Origin of the sequence: Thalassobaculum fulvum (genome assembly GCF_014652915.1) — a bacterium.
GTDB lineage: Bacteria > Pseudomonadota > Alphaproteobacteria > Thalassobaculales > Thalassobaculaceae > Thalassobaculum_A > Thalassobaculum_A fulvum.
The window spans coordinates 1-16054 of record NZ_BMZS01000008.1; the positions used below are offsets into that span (position 1 = coordinate 1).

14 protein-coding genes are annotated in these 16054 nt (G+C 70.1%); 8 read left to right on the top strand and 6 right to left on the bottom strand.

From position 1 onward, the window contains the following. Positions 1-512 precede the first annotated feature (512 nt). Entirely contained in the window at positions 513-1838 is a 1326-nt protein-coding gene (locus tag IE246_RS16550) for a M23 family metallopeptidase (protein ID WP_189991655.1), read from the top strand. A 79-nt stretch (positions 1839-1917) separates the two neighbouring features. Here IE246_RS16550 and IE246_RS16555 read toward each other — a convergent pair whose 3' ends face one another. From IE246_RS16555 to IE246_RS16570, 4 genes are all read right to left on the bottom strand, one after another. Further along, positions 1918-4002 carry an acetate--CoA ligase family protein gene (locus tag IE246_RS16555; protein ID WP_189991657.1) on the bottom strand — a complete coding sequence of 695 codons (2085 nt, stop codon included), beginning with the start codon at positions 4000-4002 and terminating at the stop codon, positions 1918-1920. 8 nt (positions 4003-4010) lie between these two features. Beyond that, positions 4011-5183, bottom strand: coding sequence for an acyl-CoA dehydrogenase family protein (locus IE246_RS16560; protein ID WP_189991659.1), 1173 nt, complete (start codon positions 5181-5183; stop codon positions 4011-4013). A gap of 61 nt (positions 5184-5244) precedes the next feature. Continuing rightward, a complete protein-coding gene (locus IE246_RS16565) occupies positions 5245-6621 on the bottom strand; it encodes an MmgE/PrpD family protein (RefSeq protein ID WP_189991661.1) in 1377 nt (458 codons plus the stop codon). 10 nt (positions 6622-6631) lie between these two features. Beyond that, complete coding sequence (locus tag IE246_RS16570) at positions 6632-7357, bottom strand: haloacid dehalogenase type II (protein ID WP_189991663.1); 726 nt, start codon at positions 7355-7357, stop codon at positions 6632-6634. Between the two features lie 268 nt (positions 7358-7625). Here IE246_RS16570 and IE246_RS16575 point away from each other — a divergent pair, with 268 nt between their 5' ends. From IE246_RS16575 to IE246_RS16585, 3 genes are all read left to right on the top strand, one after another. Then, positions 7626-9242, top strand: a complete 1617-nt coding sequence (locus tag IE246_RS16575; RefSeq protein ID WP_189991665.1) for an ABC transporter substrate-binding protein — start codon at positions 7626-7628, stop codon at positions 9240-9242. Positions 9243-9336: 94 nt separating this feature from the next. Next, on the top strand, positions 9337-10308 hold the full coding sequence (locus tag IE246_RS16580) for an ABC transporter permease (protein WP_189991667.1): 972 nt from the start codon (positions 9337-9339) through the stop codon (positions 10306-10308). A 14-nt stretch (positions 10309-10322) separates the two neighbouring features. Then, positions 10323-11219 (top strand): ABC transporter permease, encoded by an 897-nt coding sequence (locus IE246_RS16585; RefSeq protein WP_189991669.1) that lies wholly within the window; start codon positions 10323-10325, stop codon positions 11217-11219. A gap of 70 nt (positions 11220-11289) precedes the next feature. Here IE246_RS16585 and IE246_RS16590 read toward each other — a convergent pair whose 3' ends face one another. Further along, on the bottom strand, positions 11290-11823 hold the full coding sequence (locus IE246_RS16590; protein ID WP_189991671.1) for a PAS domain-containing protein: 534 nt from the start codon (positions 11821-11823) through the stop codon (positions 11290-11292). Between the two features lie 13 nt (positions 11824-11836). Next, positions 11837-13720, bottom strand: a complete 1884-nt coding sequence (locus IE246_RS16595) for an ABC transporter ATP-binding protein (RefSeq protein ID WP_189991673.1) — start codon at positions 13718-13720, stop codon at positions 11837-11839. A 196-nt stretch (positions 13721-13916) separates the two neighbouring features. On the opposite strand from IE246_RS16595, the gene IE246_RS16600 reads away from it, so the two are divergent. From IE246_RS16600 to IE246_RS16615, 4 genes are read left to right on the top strand one after another with little or no spacing between them, the layout of a single operon-like run. Then, positions 13917-14528, top strand: coding sequence for a glutathione S-transferase family protein (locus IE246_RS16600; protein WP_189991675.1), 612 nt, complete (start codon positions 13917-13919; stop codon positions 14526-14528). Positions 14529-14576: 48 nt separating this feature from the next. Then, positions 14577-15275, top strand: coding sequence for an AzlC family ABC transporter permease (locus tag IE246_RS16605; RefSeq protein ID WP_189991677.1), 699 nt, complete (start codon positions 14577-14579; stop codon positions 15273-15275). Then, positions 15272-15613, top strand: coding sequence for an AzlD domain-containing protein (locus IE246_RS16610; protein WP_189991679.1), 342 nt, complete (start codon positions 15272-15274; stop codon positions 15611-15613). The genes IE246_RS16605 and IE246_RS16610 overlap by 4 nt, the downstream gene beginning before the upstream one ends. A 46-nt stretch (positions 15614-15659) precedes the next feature. After that, positions 15660-15992: a DHCW motif cupin fold protein gene (locus IE246_RS16615; RefSeq protein WP_189991681.1), complete on the top strand. Its 333-nt coding sequence runs from the start codon at positions 15660-15662 to the stop codon at positions 15990-15992. The last annotated feature ends 62 nt before the right edge of the window (positions 15993-16054 follow it).

Sequence of the window (16054 nt, forward strand, 5' to 3'; positions counted from 1 at the left end):
ACCACAGCCACAGCCGAAACCGCAGCCACAGCGCCCTCAGACGCACAGTCAAGATGCACAGACAAGCTCATAAGCCAAGCCCCGAAAGACCCAGCAACGCCCAGCCAAAACCAAAGCCAGACCGCCGCCTGCGCATCCCTTCCTATTCACTTGTCCAAGAGCCGCGGACCGCTGCCCCGAGGGGCGCCCCGGAGGGCTTCCGGTCCGTCGCCGCGACCCGTTGTGTCCCGGCGAGGAGGCGGCTTATACGAACCCCCAAAACCGATGTCAAACACCTTTTTCGAAGTTTTTTTCGGCTTCCCCCGCGCCGGCCTTTCGCGCCAGTATAGCTCGCACGCGTGAGGGGGCTTCAGGGGCCGGATCGATTAAACCGCCGGCTCAGAAAACGGACAAAACAACCTGAATTCGCTCGGTTTCCTTGACACGGACAGACCGAGTGGGGATCATATGTACGGCCGCCCGGGGGAGTGGGCGCCGGCACGACATATTCCGGATCGAGGAGACGCGGGCCGATGAGATGGACGAGCGCGGTGGTACTCGGGATTCTGGCCGCCGCCTGGATTGCGCTGGGTGAACCCGACAGTTCCGACGCCCGTTTCGCCGAGGCAGCCTCGCCGCCGGCCGGCGGTGGCGACATCGAGCGCCCGCGGTCCGATCCGAAGTCGCTCGGCGAGGCGCATTCCTTCCCGTCGATCGACGAGAAGCCGGGTCCCGAGGACCGCATCGTCACCGTGTCGCGCGGCGACACCCTGATGGGCATCCTGACCGGCAACGGCGTCGACCGCGGCAGCGCGCACGAGGCGGTGCGCAGCCTCGGCACCGTGTTCGACGTCCGCCGCCTGCAGATCGGCCAGGACATCACCCTGACCTTCCAGCCGGGCTCCGACGGCGACCAGTTCCTGGGGCTGGCGCTGCGCCCGTCGCCGGAGCGCGACGTGCTGGTCAAGCTCGACGACGACGGCGGGTTCGTCGCCGAGGAGGCCGAGCGCCCGCTCGACCAGCGCGACGCCTACGCCGGCGCGACCATCGAGAGCAGCCTGTACGAGGCGGCGGTGAACGCCGACATGCCGATCGACGTGCTGATGGACCTGGTCCGGGTGTTCAGCTTCGACGTCGACTTCCAGCGCGACGTCCAGCCCGGCGACCGGTTCGAGGTGCTGTACGACCGGTACGACGACGAGTTCGGCGAGCCGGTGCGCAACGGCGAGATCCGCTACGCCGCCATGACCCTGTCCGGCAAGACCCTGTCGTTCTACCGGTTCACGCCGTCCAGCGGCCTGACCGACTATTTCGGCCCGAACGGCCACAGCGTCCGCAAGACCCTGATGCGCACCCCGATCGACGGGGCCCGGCTGTCGTCGGGCTTCGGCAAGCGCAAGCACCCGATTCTCGGCTACACCAAGATGCACAAGGGCTCCGACTTCGCCGCCCCCACCGGCACGCCGATCATGGCCGCCGGCGACGGCGTCGTCGAGGTGGCGGGCCGCAACGGCGCCTACGGCAACTACGTGCGGATCCGCCACAACAGCGAGATCAAGACCGCCTACGCCCACGCCTCGCGGTTCGGCAAGGGCATCCGGCCCGGCGCCCGGGTGCGGCAGGGCCAGATCGTCGCCTATGTCGGCACCACCGGCCGCTCGACCGGCCCGCACCTGCACTACGAGGTGCTGCTGGGCGGCCGCCAGGTCAATCCGATGAGCGTCAAGCTGCCGGCCGGCGAGCAACTCGCGGGCAAGGACCTGAAGAAGCTGCAGGCGCTGATTCCGAACGTCGACCTGCGGGTGGCGGCGGCGCGCGACGCCAGCACCAAGGTGTTCGCCTCCAACATCGGCCGCTGAAACCCGGCCGCTGAAACCCGGCCTCTGGAGCCCGGCCACCGAAGCCGGGCCGCCAGGACGCCGACGGCGCGACGGCCGGCTATCCGGCCGTCCGGACCAGCGCGTCGACCGCCACGACGCCGGATTCGCCGACGATGACCGGGTTGGCCTCGGCCTCCTCGACCCGGCGGTCCGGATCGGCCCCGAGGCGCGACAGCGCCGCCACCGCCTCCGCCAGGGCCGCCAGGTCTCCCCTCGGCCGGCCGCGCCAGCCGTCGAGCGCCGCGAACCCCTTGACCTCGGCGATCATCGACCGGGCGGTCGCCGGGTCGACCGGCGCCAGCCGGACCGCCACGTCGCGGTACAGCTCGGCGAAGATGCCGCCGGCCCCGACCGTGACCACCGGGCCGGCCTCCGGATCCAGCCGGTAGCCGATCAGCGCCTCGCCGACCCCGCGCGCCATCGACTGGATCAGCCAGCCCTCGAGCCGCGCCGACGGTGCGGTCTCCATGAGCCTGGCCCGCATCGCGTCGCGGGCCGCCTCGACCGCCGCCCGGTCGGCAAGGCCGAGTGCCACCGCTCCGGCCTCGGTCTTGTGCGGCAGGTCGGCCGACACCGCCTTCAGCACCACCGGATAGTCGAGGCCGTCCGGCACCGGATCGTCGGGACCGAGCAGCCGGCGGCCGACCGTCGGCACCCCGAGCCGGTCGAGCAGGTCGAGCCCGGCCGCCTCGTCCAGGGTGGCGCCGGCCGGCACCGCCCCGAAGTCCGGCGGCACGATTCCGGCCGTCAGGTCGCGCGGCGGCGCCCAGGCCAGGAACGCCCGTACCGCATCGGCCATCGATTCGACGGTCCGGAACCCGGCGACCCCGCCGGCCGCCAGCATCGCCAGCGCCCGGTCGGCCTGCGGCAGCGGCACCGCCGCCAGCGGCGTCCCATGGCCCGCACAGTCGATGATCGGTTGCACCGCCCGCTCGGGCAGGAACTGCGCTGACGAGCCGATCGCGGCCACCACCGCGCCGTACTCGCCGGAGTCGAGCAGCCCGTCGAGCACCGCCTTCATGACCTCGTAGCGGGCGCCGGCCAGCGTCACGTCGATCAGCCGGCCGCCCTTCACCTCCAGCCCGTGCGCCGCCTTCACGGCCTCGCGCAGGGCCGGGCTGGCCCCCGCCAGCGCCACCCCGGCGCCGCCCAGCCGGTCGACCGCCATGGCGCCGCCGCCGCCGGTGGTAGTGACGACCGCCACCGGACGCCCGGCCCGGCCCGGGTCCGGCTGCCGGCCGTTCAGCAGTGCCGGCAGCTCCAGCAGCGCCTCGAACTGGTCGACCCGCAGGATGCCGTGGTCGCGGAAGAACGCGTCGGCCGCGAGGTCGGAGCCGAGCAGCGCCCCGGTGTGCGACACCGCCAGCGCCTGGGCCTCCGGCGACCGCCCCAGCTTGTAGGCGACGATCGGCTTGCCGGCGGCGTGCGCGGCCCGCGCGAAGGCGGCCAGCCGCTCCGGCCGGCGCAGGGTCTCCAGAAACAGCAGGAACGCGTCGACCTCCGGCAGCGCCGCCGCCGCCTCGCCGATCGCGCCGACGTCGAGGTCGGCCTCGTTGCCGAGCGACACCAGGTGCGCGAAGCCGATCCCCCGGGCCGCCCCGCGCGACAGCAGGGTGCCGATCAGCGACCCTGACTGCGACAGCGCCATCAGCCGCCCGGGCACCAGCGAATCGGTCTCCAGGGCCGCGTTGGTGGTGAACGGCACCCGGTCGACGATGTTCGCCGCCCCCATGGAGTTCGGCCCCAGCAGGCGCATGCCCCCGGCCCGGGCCCGCGCGACCAGCCGGTCCTGGTGCGCGCGGCCCTCGGGGCCGGTCTCGGCGAAGCCGTCGGCCAGAATCGTGGCGACCTTGACCCCGAGTCCGGCGGCCTCCACCACCGCCTCCTCGACCCGGTCGGTGCCGGTCACGATGTAGACGTGGTCCGGGACCTCCGGCAGCGCCGACAGCGACGGCCAGGCCTTCTCGCCCAGCACCGTCTCGCGCCGCGGGTTCACCGGATACAACGAGCCGGCGTAGCCGTGCTTGCGCAGGAACCGCACCGGCCGGGCGGCGTCCTTCCTGGGATCGTCGGAGGCCCCGACGACGGCGACGACCTTGGGCCGCAGCAACGCCTGCAGCCACGGGGCGATCGGATCGGACATCGGATGCCTCAAGCCTGCGGTTTCGGCGGACGCTGCGAGAACCGCCGGCCGAACACGCCCTCGGCGATGCGGTTCTTCATCATCTCCAGGCTGCCGCCGGCGATCTGCCAGCCGCGCGCCCGCCGCCAGCAGTATTCCACCAGGCTCTCGTCGCTATAGCCGAGCGCGCCCAGGACCTGCATCGATTCGTTGGCGGCGAAGAACCCGGCCTCGTTGCACAGGTACTTCACCAGCGCCGTCTCGTAGGCGTCAGGCAGCCGGTCGACGGCCCGCGCCGCCACCCGGTACAGCATCAGCTGGGCCGCCTCCATCCTCGCGGCCATCTCGGCGAACTTCCACTGGATGCCCTGGAAGTCGCTGAGGGTGCGGCCGAACTGCTTGCGGGTCTCGGCATGCGCGCGGGCGATGTCGAAGGCGTGCCGGCCGAACGCCAGGGCGCGCGCCGAATTGCCGAGCCGCTCGACGTTGAAGGCGGCGATCTGCTTCTTGAAGCCGCCCTCGCGCAGCAGCACGTTGGCGGCCGGCACGTGGACGTCCTCGAAGTACAGCTGGCACCACTCGTCGCCGCCGACGTAGCGCACCGGCTTGCCCATGGTGAAGCCGGGCGCGCCGCGCTCGATCAGCACCGAGCCGATGCCGTCGATCCCGCGGCCGTAGCGCACGTAGACCAGGAACAGCTCGGCGTCCGGACTGTGCGACGAGAACACCTTGGTGCCGTTGATCCGGAAGCCGTCGCCGTCCGGGGTCGCGGTGGTGGTCAGGTCGGTCGCCGCCGAGCCGGCCTCCGGCTCGCTCATGCCGAGCGAGATCGCCATCTCGCCGGCCAGCAGCCGGCCGAGGTAGCGCTGCTTCTGGTCCGGCGTGGCGAACTCCGCGAAGGTGCGGATCGGCCCGAAATTGCCGGCCTGAACCACGTCGGCCGAGCGCGGGCAGACCGACGCCACCGCCTCGATCGCCAGGATCGCGTCCATCAGCGTGCCGCCGGCGCCGCCGTCCGCCTCCGCGAAGGTCATGCCGAGCAGCCCCTGCTCCGCCATCAGCCTGGCGACGTCGAACGGAAACGCCGTCTCGTGCGCACGGGCCAGGGCACCGGCGGCCAGATGCCGCTCGGCGAAGCCGCGCACCGAGTCGCGGAAGAGGATCTGCTCCTCGGTGAGCAGGTCTTCGAACAGGGAAGTCATGAGCCGTTGTCTCCGGTCGGCGACGGGAAGGGAGGAAAGACGAGTGGGCGGACCCGCCGGGTTATTCGGCCGCCTCCGCCAGGGCCGCCCCCGCCATCAGGTCGCGGACCGGGCGCGTGCCGCCGAGCCCCTGCAGGGACGCCAGCAGTTCGGCCGCCCGCGCCGGCCCCAGCACCGGCTCAGCCAGCTCGCGGAACTTGTCGGCCAGGTCGGCGTCGGTCAGCGGGTTGTCGGGGTCGCCCTTGCGGGTCGGCGCGAACCGCTCGAGCCGGCGGCCGTCGCGGGTGACGACGGCGACCCGGGCCGAGCGCGCCTTCGGGAACGCCGCCTGGCAGTCCGGGTCGACGGTGTGCACCACCCGGGCCGCGACCGAGCGGACCGCCGGGTCGGCCATCGCCGCGTCCTCGAAGGCGGCCCGTCGCACCGAGCCCAGCACCAGGGCGGCGCCGACGCAGTACGGCAGGCTGAACTTGGCCTCGAACACGGTCGCCGGGGTCGGGTTGCCGCAGATCTCCTTGGACTTGGCGTAGGAGCCGACCTCGATGCGCTCGACATCGGCCTCGCCGAGCCCGTGCTCGTCGGCCAGCGCCCGCACCGCGTCGACCGCGGCGTGGACGTGGCCGCAGGCGGCGTGGTTCTTGAAGGTCATGCGGGTGATGGTCCAGTCCGCCCCGAGATCGGCGGTGACCGCGTCCCAGTCGATCACGGTGTCGCGGCTCATCGCCACGGCGAAGCCGCGCGGCCCCTCGAGCGCGTCGAGCGCGCCGGTCACCCCCTCGGCCGCCAGCCGCGCCGCCAGCAGCCCGGCCTCGGCCGCCCGCCCGGAATGCAGCGGCTTGCTCATGGCGTCGGCCAGGAACGCCTGCTGCAGGCCGGCCGCCATGGTGGTCACCGTGGCCAGCGCGTGCGAGGTCTGCCGGTCGTCCAGCCCGAAGACCACGGCGGCCGCCGCGGCGGCGCCGAAGCAGCCGACGGTCGCGGTGGTATGCCAGAAGTCGTAGTGCCGCGGATTGACCGCGACCGCGATCCGGTTGGAGACCTCGTAGCCGGCCACCACGCCGGCCAGCAGGGTCTCGCCGTCGGCCCCGGCCAGTTCGGCCGCCGCCAGCGCCGCCGCGATGGTCGGGGCGCCCGGGTGGTACAGGCCGTCGCGGTAGATGTCGTCGAACTCGACGGTGTGGGCGGCTGTGCCGTTGATCAGCGCGGCCGCCTGCCCGCCTGCCGGCGTGCCCGCCGGCAGCAGGGTGGCGCCGCCCTGCCCGACCTGGTCGGCGAGCGCCTTTGCCACCAGCGTCGCCGGCGGCAGCACGCCGCCCGGCAGGGTCGCCGCGAACCAGTCGATCACCGCCCGCCGGGCATGGTGCCGAACCCTGTCGTCGAGGCCGGCGGCGGGCAGCCCCGCCGAGAACGCACCGAAGCGCTCGAGTACCGTGGCCATCGTTTCCTCCTCAGCAACCGAGCCTGTCGGCGAGTTCTTCCATGCCGCCGACGACCTGGTCCCAGGCCTCCTCGGCTTTCAGGTCCTTGGTCTGGTTCGGGCCGTATTCGTCGGGACGCAGGATGAACGCGGTCCGGAACCCGAGGTCGCGCGCCGCTCGCAGGTCGCCGTTGTGGGCGGCCGTCATCATCACCTCCTCGGGCCGCAGGCCGAGCCAGTCGGCGCCGGTCAGGTAGACGGTGGGAACCGGCTTGTAGTTCCGGGCCGGCTCGGCTCCGAGGATGGTGTCCCAGGGCAGGCCGGCGTGCTTGGCCATGTTCACCATCAGCGCGACGTTGCCGTTCGACATGGTCGCCAGGATGAATCGCTTCTTCAGGCGGGTCAGGCCGGGCACGCAGTCGGGCCAGGGGTCGAGCCGGTGCCAGGCTCGGTTCAGGTGCTCGAGCTCGTCGGCCGGCAGCGGATCGAGGCCGAACTCCTCCAGCAGGGCGAGCAGGCTCGTTCGATGCAGGTCGTCCAGCCGCACGTACGGCTTCTCGCCGCGCCGCACCGGCTCCATCGACGGCTGGTACTTGGCCCGCCAGCGATCCGCGAACTCGTACGGATCGACCGCCCAGCCCTTGACCCGGGCCACCGCCTCGACCTCGCGGGCGATGCTGTTGCGCCAGTCGACGACGGTGCCGAACACGTCGAACACCAGCGCCTTAACTTCCGGCTTCAAGTCGGATTCGGCCACGCTCTCCTCCCGCCCGCCGCGCGGGCTCTTTCTTGACCCCCGGTACGGGGCGTGAAAATGTATACAAGCGCTCCAGGGCGCGGCAACCGGCGGTCTCAACAACGCCGGTGAAAACGAACGCAGGGAACGGGGAGGCCGGCAACCGGAGAGTTGCCCCTATCCGTACATCCGTCCGCGGCGGCCCGAGGGTATCGGGTTCAAGGCGGACTGCAGGACCGATCGGATCGGGACGAGCCCGAGCCGCGTCGATTGGGAAGGAGACGTCCAAATGAATTCAGGACTCAAGACACTGGCGGCCTCGCTCGCGGTCGGCGCCGCGCTCAGCCTCGGGCTGGGCGGGGCGATCGCGGCGGAGACCCCGAAGAAGGGTGGTGTGCTGAAATTCGTGGTGCCGGCCGAGCCGCCGAGCTTCGACGGCCACCGCGAGACCACCTTCGCCCTGGTCCATCCGATCGCACCGTTCTACAGCCTGCTGGTCAAGCAGAACCCGCAGAACTCGATGGACCCGACGGACATCATCTGCGACCTGTGCACGGAGATGCCGAAGCCGACCGACGGCGGCAAGACCTACACCTTCAAGCTCCGCAAGGGCGTCACCTTCGAGGACGGCGCGCCGCTGACCGCCGCCGACGTGAAGGCGACCTACGACAAGATCATCTTCCCGCCGGCCGACATCAGCTCGGCCCGCAAGGCCTACTTCGTCATGGTCGAGTCGGTCGAGACGCCTGACGACGAGACCGTGGTCTTCAAGCTGAAGTACCCGTCGTCGGCCTTCATCCCGGCGCTGGCCATGCCGTTCAACTTCATCTACGACGACGCCAAGCTCGCCCAGGACATGCACTGGTACGAGAAGAACATTCTCGGCAGCGGCCCGTTCCAGAAGGCCGAGCGCCAGGCCGGCGCGTTCATCAAGGGCACCGCCAACCCGAACTACTACGAGAAGGGCAAGCCCTACCTCGACGGCTTCGAGGCGATCTTCGCCAAGAAGGAATCGCTGCGCGTCCAGGCGATCCGTGGCGACCGTGCCGCCATCGAGTTCCGCGGCTTCCCGCCGCAGAGCCGCGACGATCTGGTCAAGGCGCTGGGCAAGGACATCACCGTCCAGGAGAGCGACTGGAACTGCGTGCTGCTGATCACGCCGAACCATCGCAAGAAGCCGTTCGACGACGTCCGCGTCCGCCGGGCGCTGACGCTGGCGGTCGACCGCTGGGGCGGCTCGCAGTACCTGTCGAAGATCGCCATCGTGAAGACGGTCGGCGGCATCGTGTTCCCGGGCCACCCGCTGGCGGCCAACAAGGAAGAGCTGCAGCAGCTCGCCGGCTACTGGCCCGACCTCGCCAAGAGCCGGGCCGAGGCCAAGCGGCTGCTCAAGGAAGCCGGCATCCCCGAGGGCTTCAAGTTCGTGCTGAACAACCGGGCGGTCGACCAGCCGTACAAGATCGTCGGCACCTGGCTGATCGACCAGTGGAAGCAGATCGGCCTCGCCGTCGAGCAGCAGGTGCAGCCGACCGGGCCGTTCTACGACACCCTGCGCAAGAAGCAGGACTTCGACGTGTCGATCGACTTCAACTGCCAGTCGGTCGTCAACCCGCTGCTGGACGTCTCGAAGTTCATCTCCGAGGACACCTCGGGCAGCCAGTACGGCGGCTACACGAACCGTGAGGTCGACGAGCTGTTCAACGCGATGAACCAGACCGACGACCAGGCCGCGCAGCGCGAGAAGATGCGCCGGATGGAGAAGATCGTCCTCGACGAGGAGGCGCTCGGCTTCATCACCATGTGGTGGTACCGGATCATCCCGCACCGGTCCTACGTGAAGGGCTGGAACGTCAGCCCCAGCCACTACCTGAACCAGCAGCTGGCCGACGTCTGGCTCGACCAGTAACCGCCGCTGTGCAGACCGCCGCCCGCCGGTTTCCGGCGGGCGGCGGCCCGGTTCACCAAACGCTCAGACCGCCCGCGACGGAAGGCCGCCGCTCATGCACCAGTACATCATCAAGCGCATCCTGATGATGATCCCGACGTTGTTCGGGGCAGCAGTTCTCGTGTTCTTCCTCATGCGCGCGATCCCCGGGGACGTGTGCGAACTCCGACTTGCCGGCACCGGGGCGACCTTCGATCCCGACGCCCTGAGAATCTGCCAGCAGGAACTGGGCCTCAACGAGCCGATCTTCCTTCAGTTCTTCAGCTGGATCGGCGGCTTCTTCGTCGGCGACTTCGGCACGTCCATGTGGACCAACCAGCCGATCGTCAGCGAGATCTCGCTGCGCTTCCAGGTGTCCATGCAGATCGCCCTGATGGCGACCCTGGTCTCGATCGTGATCTCGATCCCGATGGGCATCATCTCCGCGGTCAAGCGCAACACCTGGGTCGACTACTGCGTCCGCGGCTTCTCGATCGCCGGCATCGCGATGCCGTCGTTCTGGCTGGGCATCCTGATCATCCTCGGCCTGCTGGTCGGCAGCCAGGCCCTCTACGGCGAACCGTGGATGCCGCCGATCAACTACGTGCCGATATGGGTCGATCCGGCCGAGAACCTGGCGATGCTGATCTGGCCGGCGCTGGCGACCGGCTACCGGTACTCCGCGGTCGCCACCCGCATGACCCGCTCGGCGATGCTTGAGGTGCTGCGCGAGGACTACGTCCGTACCGCCCGCGCCAAGGGCCTGGTGGAAAGCGTGATCGTCAACCGGCACGCGCTCAAGAACGCCCTGCTGCCGGTCGTCACGGTGATCGGCATCGAGTTCGCGTTCCTGATGGGCGGGCTGGTGGTGACCGAGCAGGTCTTCAACCTGAACGGCCTCGGCAAGCTGTTCGTCGAGTCGGTCAGCAACCACGACTACACGATGACGCAGGCGCTGGTCATGCTGGTGGCGCTGATCTTCGTGCTGACGAACTTCGTCGTCGACCTGTTCTATGCGTGGCTCGATCCGCGCATTCGCTACAGCTGAGGGAGACCGTGACCATGGCGATTTCGGAGCTCCCGACGTCGGTCGAGACCGCCGCCCCGCGGCGACGGACCGCGTGGCAGCAGTTCAAGCGGGTCGCACGCCGCCAGCCGCTCGGCGTCGCCGGCGGCGCGATCGTGATCCTGATGATCCTGATGGCGATCTTCGCGGACGTCATCGCCCCGTACGACCCGACGGCGATGAACTACAGCGCGTTCACCGCTCCGCCGGGCACCGAGTTCTGGCTGGGTACCGACCAGATGGGCCGGGACGTGTTCTCGCGCATCGTGCACGGCGCCCGGACCGCGGTGTTCGTCGGCTTCGTCGCCAGTATCGTCGGCGCCGGCATCGGCCTCGTCCTCGGGGTCGGCAGCGCCTATTTCGGCGGCAAGATCGATCTGGTGTTCCAGCGGGTGATGGACATCTTCATGTCGTTCCCGCTGATCATCATGGCGCTGGCGATGGTGGCGATCTTCGGCACCGGCGTCGACAAGGTGATCGTCGCGATCACCATCCCGTTCATCCCGCGCTGCGCCCGGGTCGTGCGGTCGACCGCCCTGTCGGTGCGCGAGATGCCCTACGTCGATGCCGCCCGGTCGATCGGCTACAGCCACACCCGGATCATCCTGCGGCACATGGTGCCGAACGTGATGGCGCCGTTCCTGATCATGATCACCGCCTTCGTCGGGCAGGCGATCCTGCTGGAGGCCTCGCTGTCGTATCTCGGCCTCGGCGTGCAGGAGCCGACCCCGGCCTGGGGACTGATGCTGCAGGGCGGCGCCGAGCTGTACGCCGAGAGCGCACCCTGGGTGGCGATCTTCCCGGGCCTGGCGATCACGCTGGCGGTGTTCGGCTTCAACCTGTTCGGCGACGCAGTCCGCGACATGCTGGATCCCAAGCTGCGCTCGCAGTAGGCCGCCGGATTTCGGCTGTCACGGGAAGGGCCCCGGCGAGGGGCCCTTTTCGTATCCGGCCGACCGCCGGCTACGCAAGCGGCGAGTCGTCGAACCGAACGTGATAGACGCCGTTCCGATCGGGTTGCCCGACGACCTCGGCCGACGTCAGGAAGCGCTGGGCGCTGAACAGCACGGACGGATGGTCCGGCGCGGTGCCGAGAGCCGGCACGTAGAGGCGGTCGTTCGCGATGAACTCCCGCCCCGGAACCGCGAACCGAAATCGGCAGACGACCGGCCGCCGCTCGTCGAGCACGCGCTCGTACAACCGCGCGCGAACACGTGCCGCCTCCGGCGGCATCACCTCGTCCAAGTAGGCCCCGGTCGGATCGAAGCCGAAGTACTCGGCCATCGCGGTTCCGGCCAACCGGCAGTGGAACCGGCCGGACGCCTCGCGTTCCAGGACCAGCATCGTCGGCAGGACGTGAGGCGGCAGGTCGAGCGGATCGATCTCCTGCCGGTACGGCAGCCGTCCCAGCTCGCGACCCAGGCGCACCCAGAGATCGTACAGTCCTGCCAGTCCGGGATCGGCAAGGGCCCCACGGAATCCGAGTGCCTGGTTCACGGCTCCTCCACGACTACTCCGCAGCGACCGCCGTCGCCGTGATCTCCTGGACGAAGTGCCCGGGCGACACCTCGCGGTAGTGGCGCGCCGGCGGCTCGTAACCGGCCGGCTTCAACGGGCTCGGGATCTCGTCGGTCATCAGCCGCAGCTCGGTCTTGCGCTTGGTCGGGTCGGCGATCGGCACCGCCGCCATAAGCTTGCGGGTGTACGGGTGCTGCGGATCCTCGAACACCGCCTGGCGCGGCCCGATCTCGACGATCTCGCCGAGATACATGACGGCCACCCGGTGCGCGATGCGCTCGACCACCGCCATGTCGTGACTGATGAACAGGTAGGCGAGCCCCAGCTCCTCCTGCAGTTCCATCATCAGGTTGATGACCTGCGCCTGGATCGACACGTCGAGCGCCGACACCGCCTCGTCGGCGATGATCAGCTTCGGGTTCAGGCCGAGGGCCCGGGCGATGCACAGGCGCTGGCGCTGGCCGCCGGAGAACTCGTGCGGGTAGCGGCTGGCGTGCTCCTCGTCGAGGCCGACCCGGCGCAGCAGTTCGATCACCCGGTCCTCGGCCTCCTTGCCGCGGGCCAGGCCGTGCACGACCATCGGCTCGGCGATCGCGGCGCCCGCCGTCATGCGCGGGTTCAGCGAGGCGAACGGGTCCTGGAAGATCATCTGCATGTCGCGCCGCAGCGGCCGCATCTCGCTGGCCGACAGCCCGACGACCTCCTTGCCCTCGAACACCACCGAGCCGCGGGTCGGCTCGACCAGGCGGATGATGCTGCGGCCGGTCGTCGACTTGCCGCAGCCGGATTCGCCGACCATCGCCAGCGTCTCGCCCGGCTGCAGGTCGAACGAAATGTTCTCGACCGCATGGATCCGCCCGGTGGTCCGGCCGAACACGCCGGCCCGGATGTCGAACCGGGTGGTCAGCCCCTTCACGCTCAGGAGCGGTGGCGCGTCCCGCCGCACGGTGTCCTTGATCTCGAGCTCGACCTCCGTCTCGCCGGCGCCCTCCTTGATCTCTTCGCCCTCGGCGCGCTTGACGTCGACGTTGGCGAACTTCATCGGCAGCTTGTGGCCGCGCATCGACCCGAGCCGCGGCACCGCGTCGAGCAGCGCCCGGGTATACGGATGCTGCGGGCTCTTGAAGATCTGCTCGGCCGGACCCTCCTCGACCTTCTTGCCGCGCAGCATGACGACGACGCGGTCGGCGACCTCCGCGACCACGCCCATGTCGTGGGTGATGAACATCACCGACATGCCGATCTCGTTCTGCAGCATCTTGATCAGATCGAGGATCTGCGCCTGGATCGTCACGTCGAGCGCGGTGGTCGGCTCGTCGGCGATCAGCAGGCTCGGCCGGCACGACAGCGCCATCGCGATCATAACGCGCTGGCGCATGCCGCCGGACAGCTGGTGGGGATACTGCTGCAGCTGCTTCTCCGGCTCGGGAATCCGGACCAGCTTCAGCATCTCGAGCGCCTGCTTCAGGGCCTCGTCCTCGCTCTTGCCCTGGTGCAGCATGATCGCCTCGGCGATCTGGAAGCCGACCGTGAACACCGGGTTCAGCGAGGTCATCGGCTCCTGGAAGATCATCGAGATGTCGTTGCCGCGGATCGAGCGCATCTGCTCGGGGGTCTGCTTCACGATGTCGATGACCTTGCCGTCCGGCTTGCGGAAATTGATCCTGCCGCTCGGGATCCGGCCGCCGGCGTTGTCGGTCAGCCGCATCAGGCCCATGGCCGTGACCGACTTGCCGGAGCCGGACTCGCCCACCACCGCCAGGGTCTCGCCGCGGTCGATGTGCCAGGACACGCCGTCCACGGCCTTGACCGTCCGGTCCTCGAGCGGGAAGTGGATCCGGAGGTCCTCGACCTCGATCAGGCGCTTCTCGTCCATCGTACCTTCTCTCCCGCTCCATGGCCGGTCGCTGCGGCGGGGGCATTTTGCGGATGCCGGCGCCTGTCGACAACCGTTACCATCAAAATATTGCATACAATGCACAGCGCCGATCGCCAGGGCACGGAAACCGCTTGAGCGTCCGCCCGCCTCCCCGGCAGGCTGAACGGCGAACGACAGAAAGGCGCCCCCGCCCATGAGGATCCATCACGCTCCGAACTCCCGCTCCGTGCGCATCGTGTGGCTGTTCGAGGAACTCGGCCTGCCCTACGAGCTCCAGGTCTACAAGCTCGGCGACCCGGCCATGCGCTCGCCGGAGTATCTGAAGCTGCACCCCATGGGACGGGTGCCGGCACTGGAGGACGGCGACGTCACGGTCTACGAGAGCGGCGCGATCGTCGAGTATGTGCTCGCCCGCTACGGCGACGGCCGTCTGCGTCCGGCGATCGACTCGCCCGACTTCCCGACCTACCTGCAATGGCTGCACTACGCCGAGGGCATGATGATGCCGCAGGTCAACATCATCGTGGTGGAGACCCTGTTCCTGCCGCCGGAACGCCGCAACGCCGAGAACGTGACGCGGGCCATGAAGCTGCTCAACCGAATGCTGACGGCGGTCGAGGCGCATCTGGCCGACGGCAGGGAGTATCTGGCGGGCGGGTTCTCCGGGGCCGACATCATGACCGGCCACGCCTGCATCGCGGCCAGGCGCATCAAAGCCGACCTCGCCGACAAGCCGCACGTCGAGGCCTACGTCGATCGCCTGACCGCACGGCCGGCCTATCAACGGGCGATCGAGGCGGCCTGAGCCGGCAGCCCGGGGCGATTGCCCCGGTCACGAGCCAGGAGAGGCGACGTGCCCGAAGTCGACACCCGTTCCGCCGCCCTCGCCGGCCTGCGCACCGCCGCAGGCGTTCCGTTACTGCTGGTCAGCGGCGGCATGGCCGGCTTCGGCGCCCTCGCCCACGACATCGGCTTCGCGGCCTGGGAGGCGGTGATGGCGCCGGTCGTGGTCTGGGCCCTGCCGGCCCAGGTGGTGGCGGCCGAGCTGCACGCCGCCGGGGCCGACCTGGTGGCGATCGCGCTGGCGGCGGCGCTGACCAGCATGCGGTTCTTCCCGATGGCGGTCGCCCTGCTGCCGACCTTCCGGGCCGGCGGTCTGCTGTCCCGGCTGCTGCAGGCGCACCTGATGTCAGCGACCAGCTGGGCCTTCGTGATGCGCCCCAGCGCCCCGCGCGAGCCCCGTGAACGGCTCGCCTTCCATACCGCATTCACCCTGACCTGCATCGCCGCCGCCGCGGTCGCCGCTTTCGCCGGCTGGCTGGGGGCGGCCGCCCTGCCGAAGCCGCTGGCGCTCGGGCTGCTGTTCATGAACGCCGCCTTCTTCATGGTCCTGCTGGCGGAATCGCGGAACCGGCAGGTGCTGCTGGCGGTCGCGCTCGGCGTGATCCTGTGCCCGCCGATCCACGCCGTGCTGCCGGAGGCCTCGATGCTGCTGGCCGGGGTGCTGGGCGGCACCGGCGCCTTCCTGTTCGGCGACAGGCTCCGGTCATGACGGGGGGCGAGCACGCCGGCTACCTGGTGCTGCTGGCGGCGGCGGCCGCGACCTTCGTGTGGCGGGCGCTGGGCGCGGTGCTGGTCGGGCGAGTCGATCCGGAAGGGCCGGTGGTGCGCTGGTTCACGCTGACCTCCTACGCCCTGCTGGCCGCCCTGGTGGTCCGGCTGGTCGCCCTGCCGACCGGCTCGCTGGCCGGGATCCCCCTGGCGATCCGGCTGGCGGCCGTCGCCGTGACCCTCGGGGTGTGGTGGCTGAGCCGGCGCCGGGTGCTGCCGGCGGTGCTGTCCGGCAGCGCCTGCATCGTGGCCGCCGCGCTGTGGCTGGCGGGCGGCTAAGCGCGGCGCTACGGTCCGGGATCATCGCCGCAACCCGGGTGCCGTCATGCAGATCCCTGCCCTGCCCTTCACCGTCACCGACTGGTCGGCGGTCGAGCCGACCATCCATCCCGGCGACAGCGGGACCGCCGAATGGCGCACCCTCAACATCGGCGACATCCGGGTGCGCCAGGTGACCTACTCGCCCGGCTACGTCGCCGACCACTGGTGCGAGCGCGGCCACATCCTCTACGTGGTCGCTGGCGAGCTGGTGTCGGAGCTCAAGGACGGCCGCAGGTTCACCCTGACCCCAGGCATGAGCTACCAGGTCTCCGATCGGGGCGACTCGCCCCACCGCTCGGTGACCGAGAAGGGGGCGACGCTGTTCATCGTGGATTGAGGGCGCGCCCGTCGCATGTCGCTTGGTGGGTCCCGGATCGCCGCGTCGCGACGTCCGGGATG

Coding starts and splice junctions, on each gene's coding strand:
- IE246_RS16615 (WP_189991681.1), top strand. CDS start 15,660: ATGCAGATCCCTGCCCTGCCCTTCACCGTCACCGACTGGTCGGCGGTC.
- IE246_RS16560 (WP_189991659.1), bottom strand. CDS start 5,183: ATGACTTCCCTGTTCGAAGACCTGCTCACCGAGGAGCAGATCCTCTTC.
- IE246_RS16565 (WP_189991661.1), bottom strand. CDS start 6,621: ATGGCCACGGTACTCGAGCGCTTCGGTGCGTTCTCGGCGGGGCTGCCC.
- IE246_RS16580 (WP_189991667.1), top strand. CDS start 9,337: ATGCACCAGTACATCATCAAGCGCATCCTGATGATGATCCCGACGTTG.
- IE246_RS16585 (WP_189991669.1), top strand. CDS start 10,323: ATGGCGATTTCGGAGCTCCCGACGTCGGTCGAGACCGCCGCCCCGCGG.
- IE246_RS16555 (WP_189991657.1), bottom strand. CDS start 4,002: ATGTCCGATCCGATCGCCCCGTGGCTGCAGGCGTTGCTGCGGCCCAAG.
- IE246_RS16550 (WP_189991655.1), top strand. CDS start 513: ATGAGATGGACGAGCGCGGTGGTACTCGGGATTCTGGCCGCCGCCTGG.
- IE246_RS16600 (WP_189991675.1), top strand. CDS start 13,917: ATGAGGATCCATCACGCTCCGAACTCCCGCTCCGTGCGCATCGTGTGG.
- IE246_RS16610 (WP_189991679.1), top strand. CDS start 15,272: ATGACGGGGGGCGAGCACGCCGGCTACCTGGTGCTGCTGGCGGCGGCG.
- IE246_RS16595 (WP_189991673.1), bottom strand. CDS start 13,720: ATGGACGAGAAGCGCCTGATCGAGGTCGAGGACCTCCGGATCCACTTC.
- IE246_RS16575 (WP_189991665.1), top strand. CDS start 7,626: ATGAATTCAGGACTCAAGACACTGGCGGCCTCGCTCGCGGTCGGCGCC.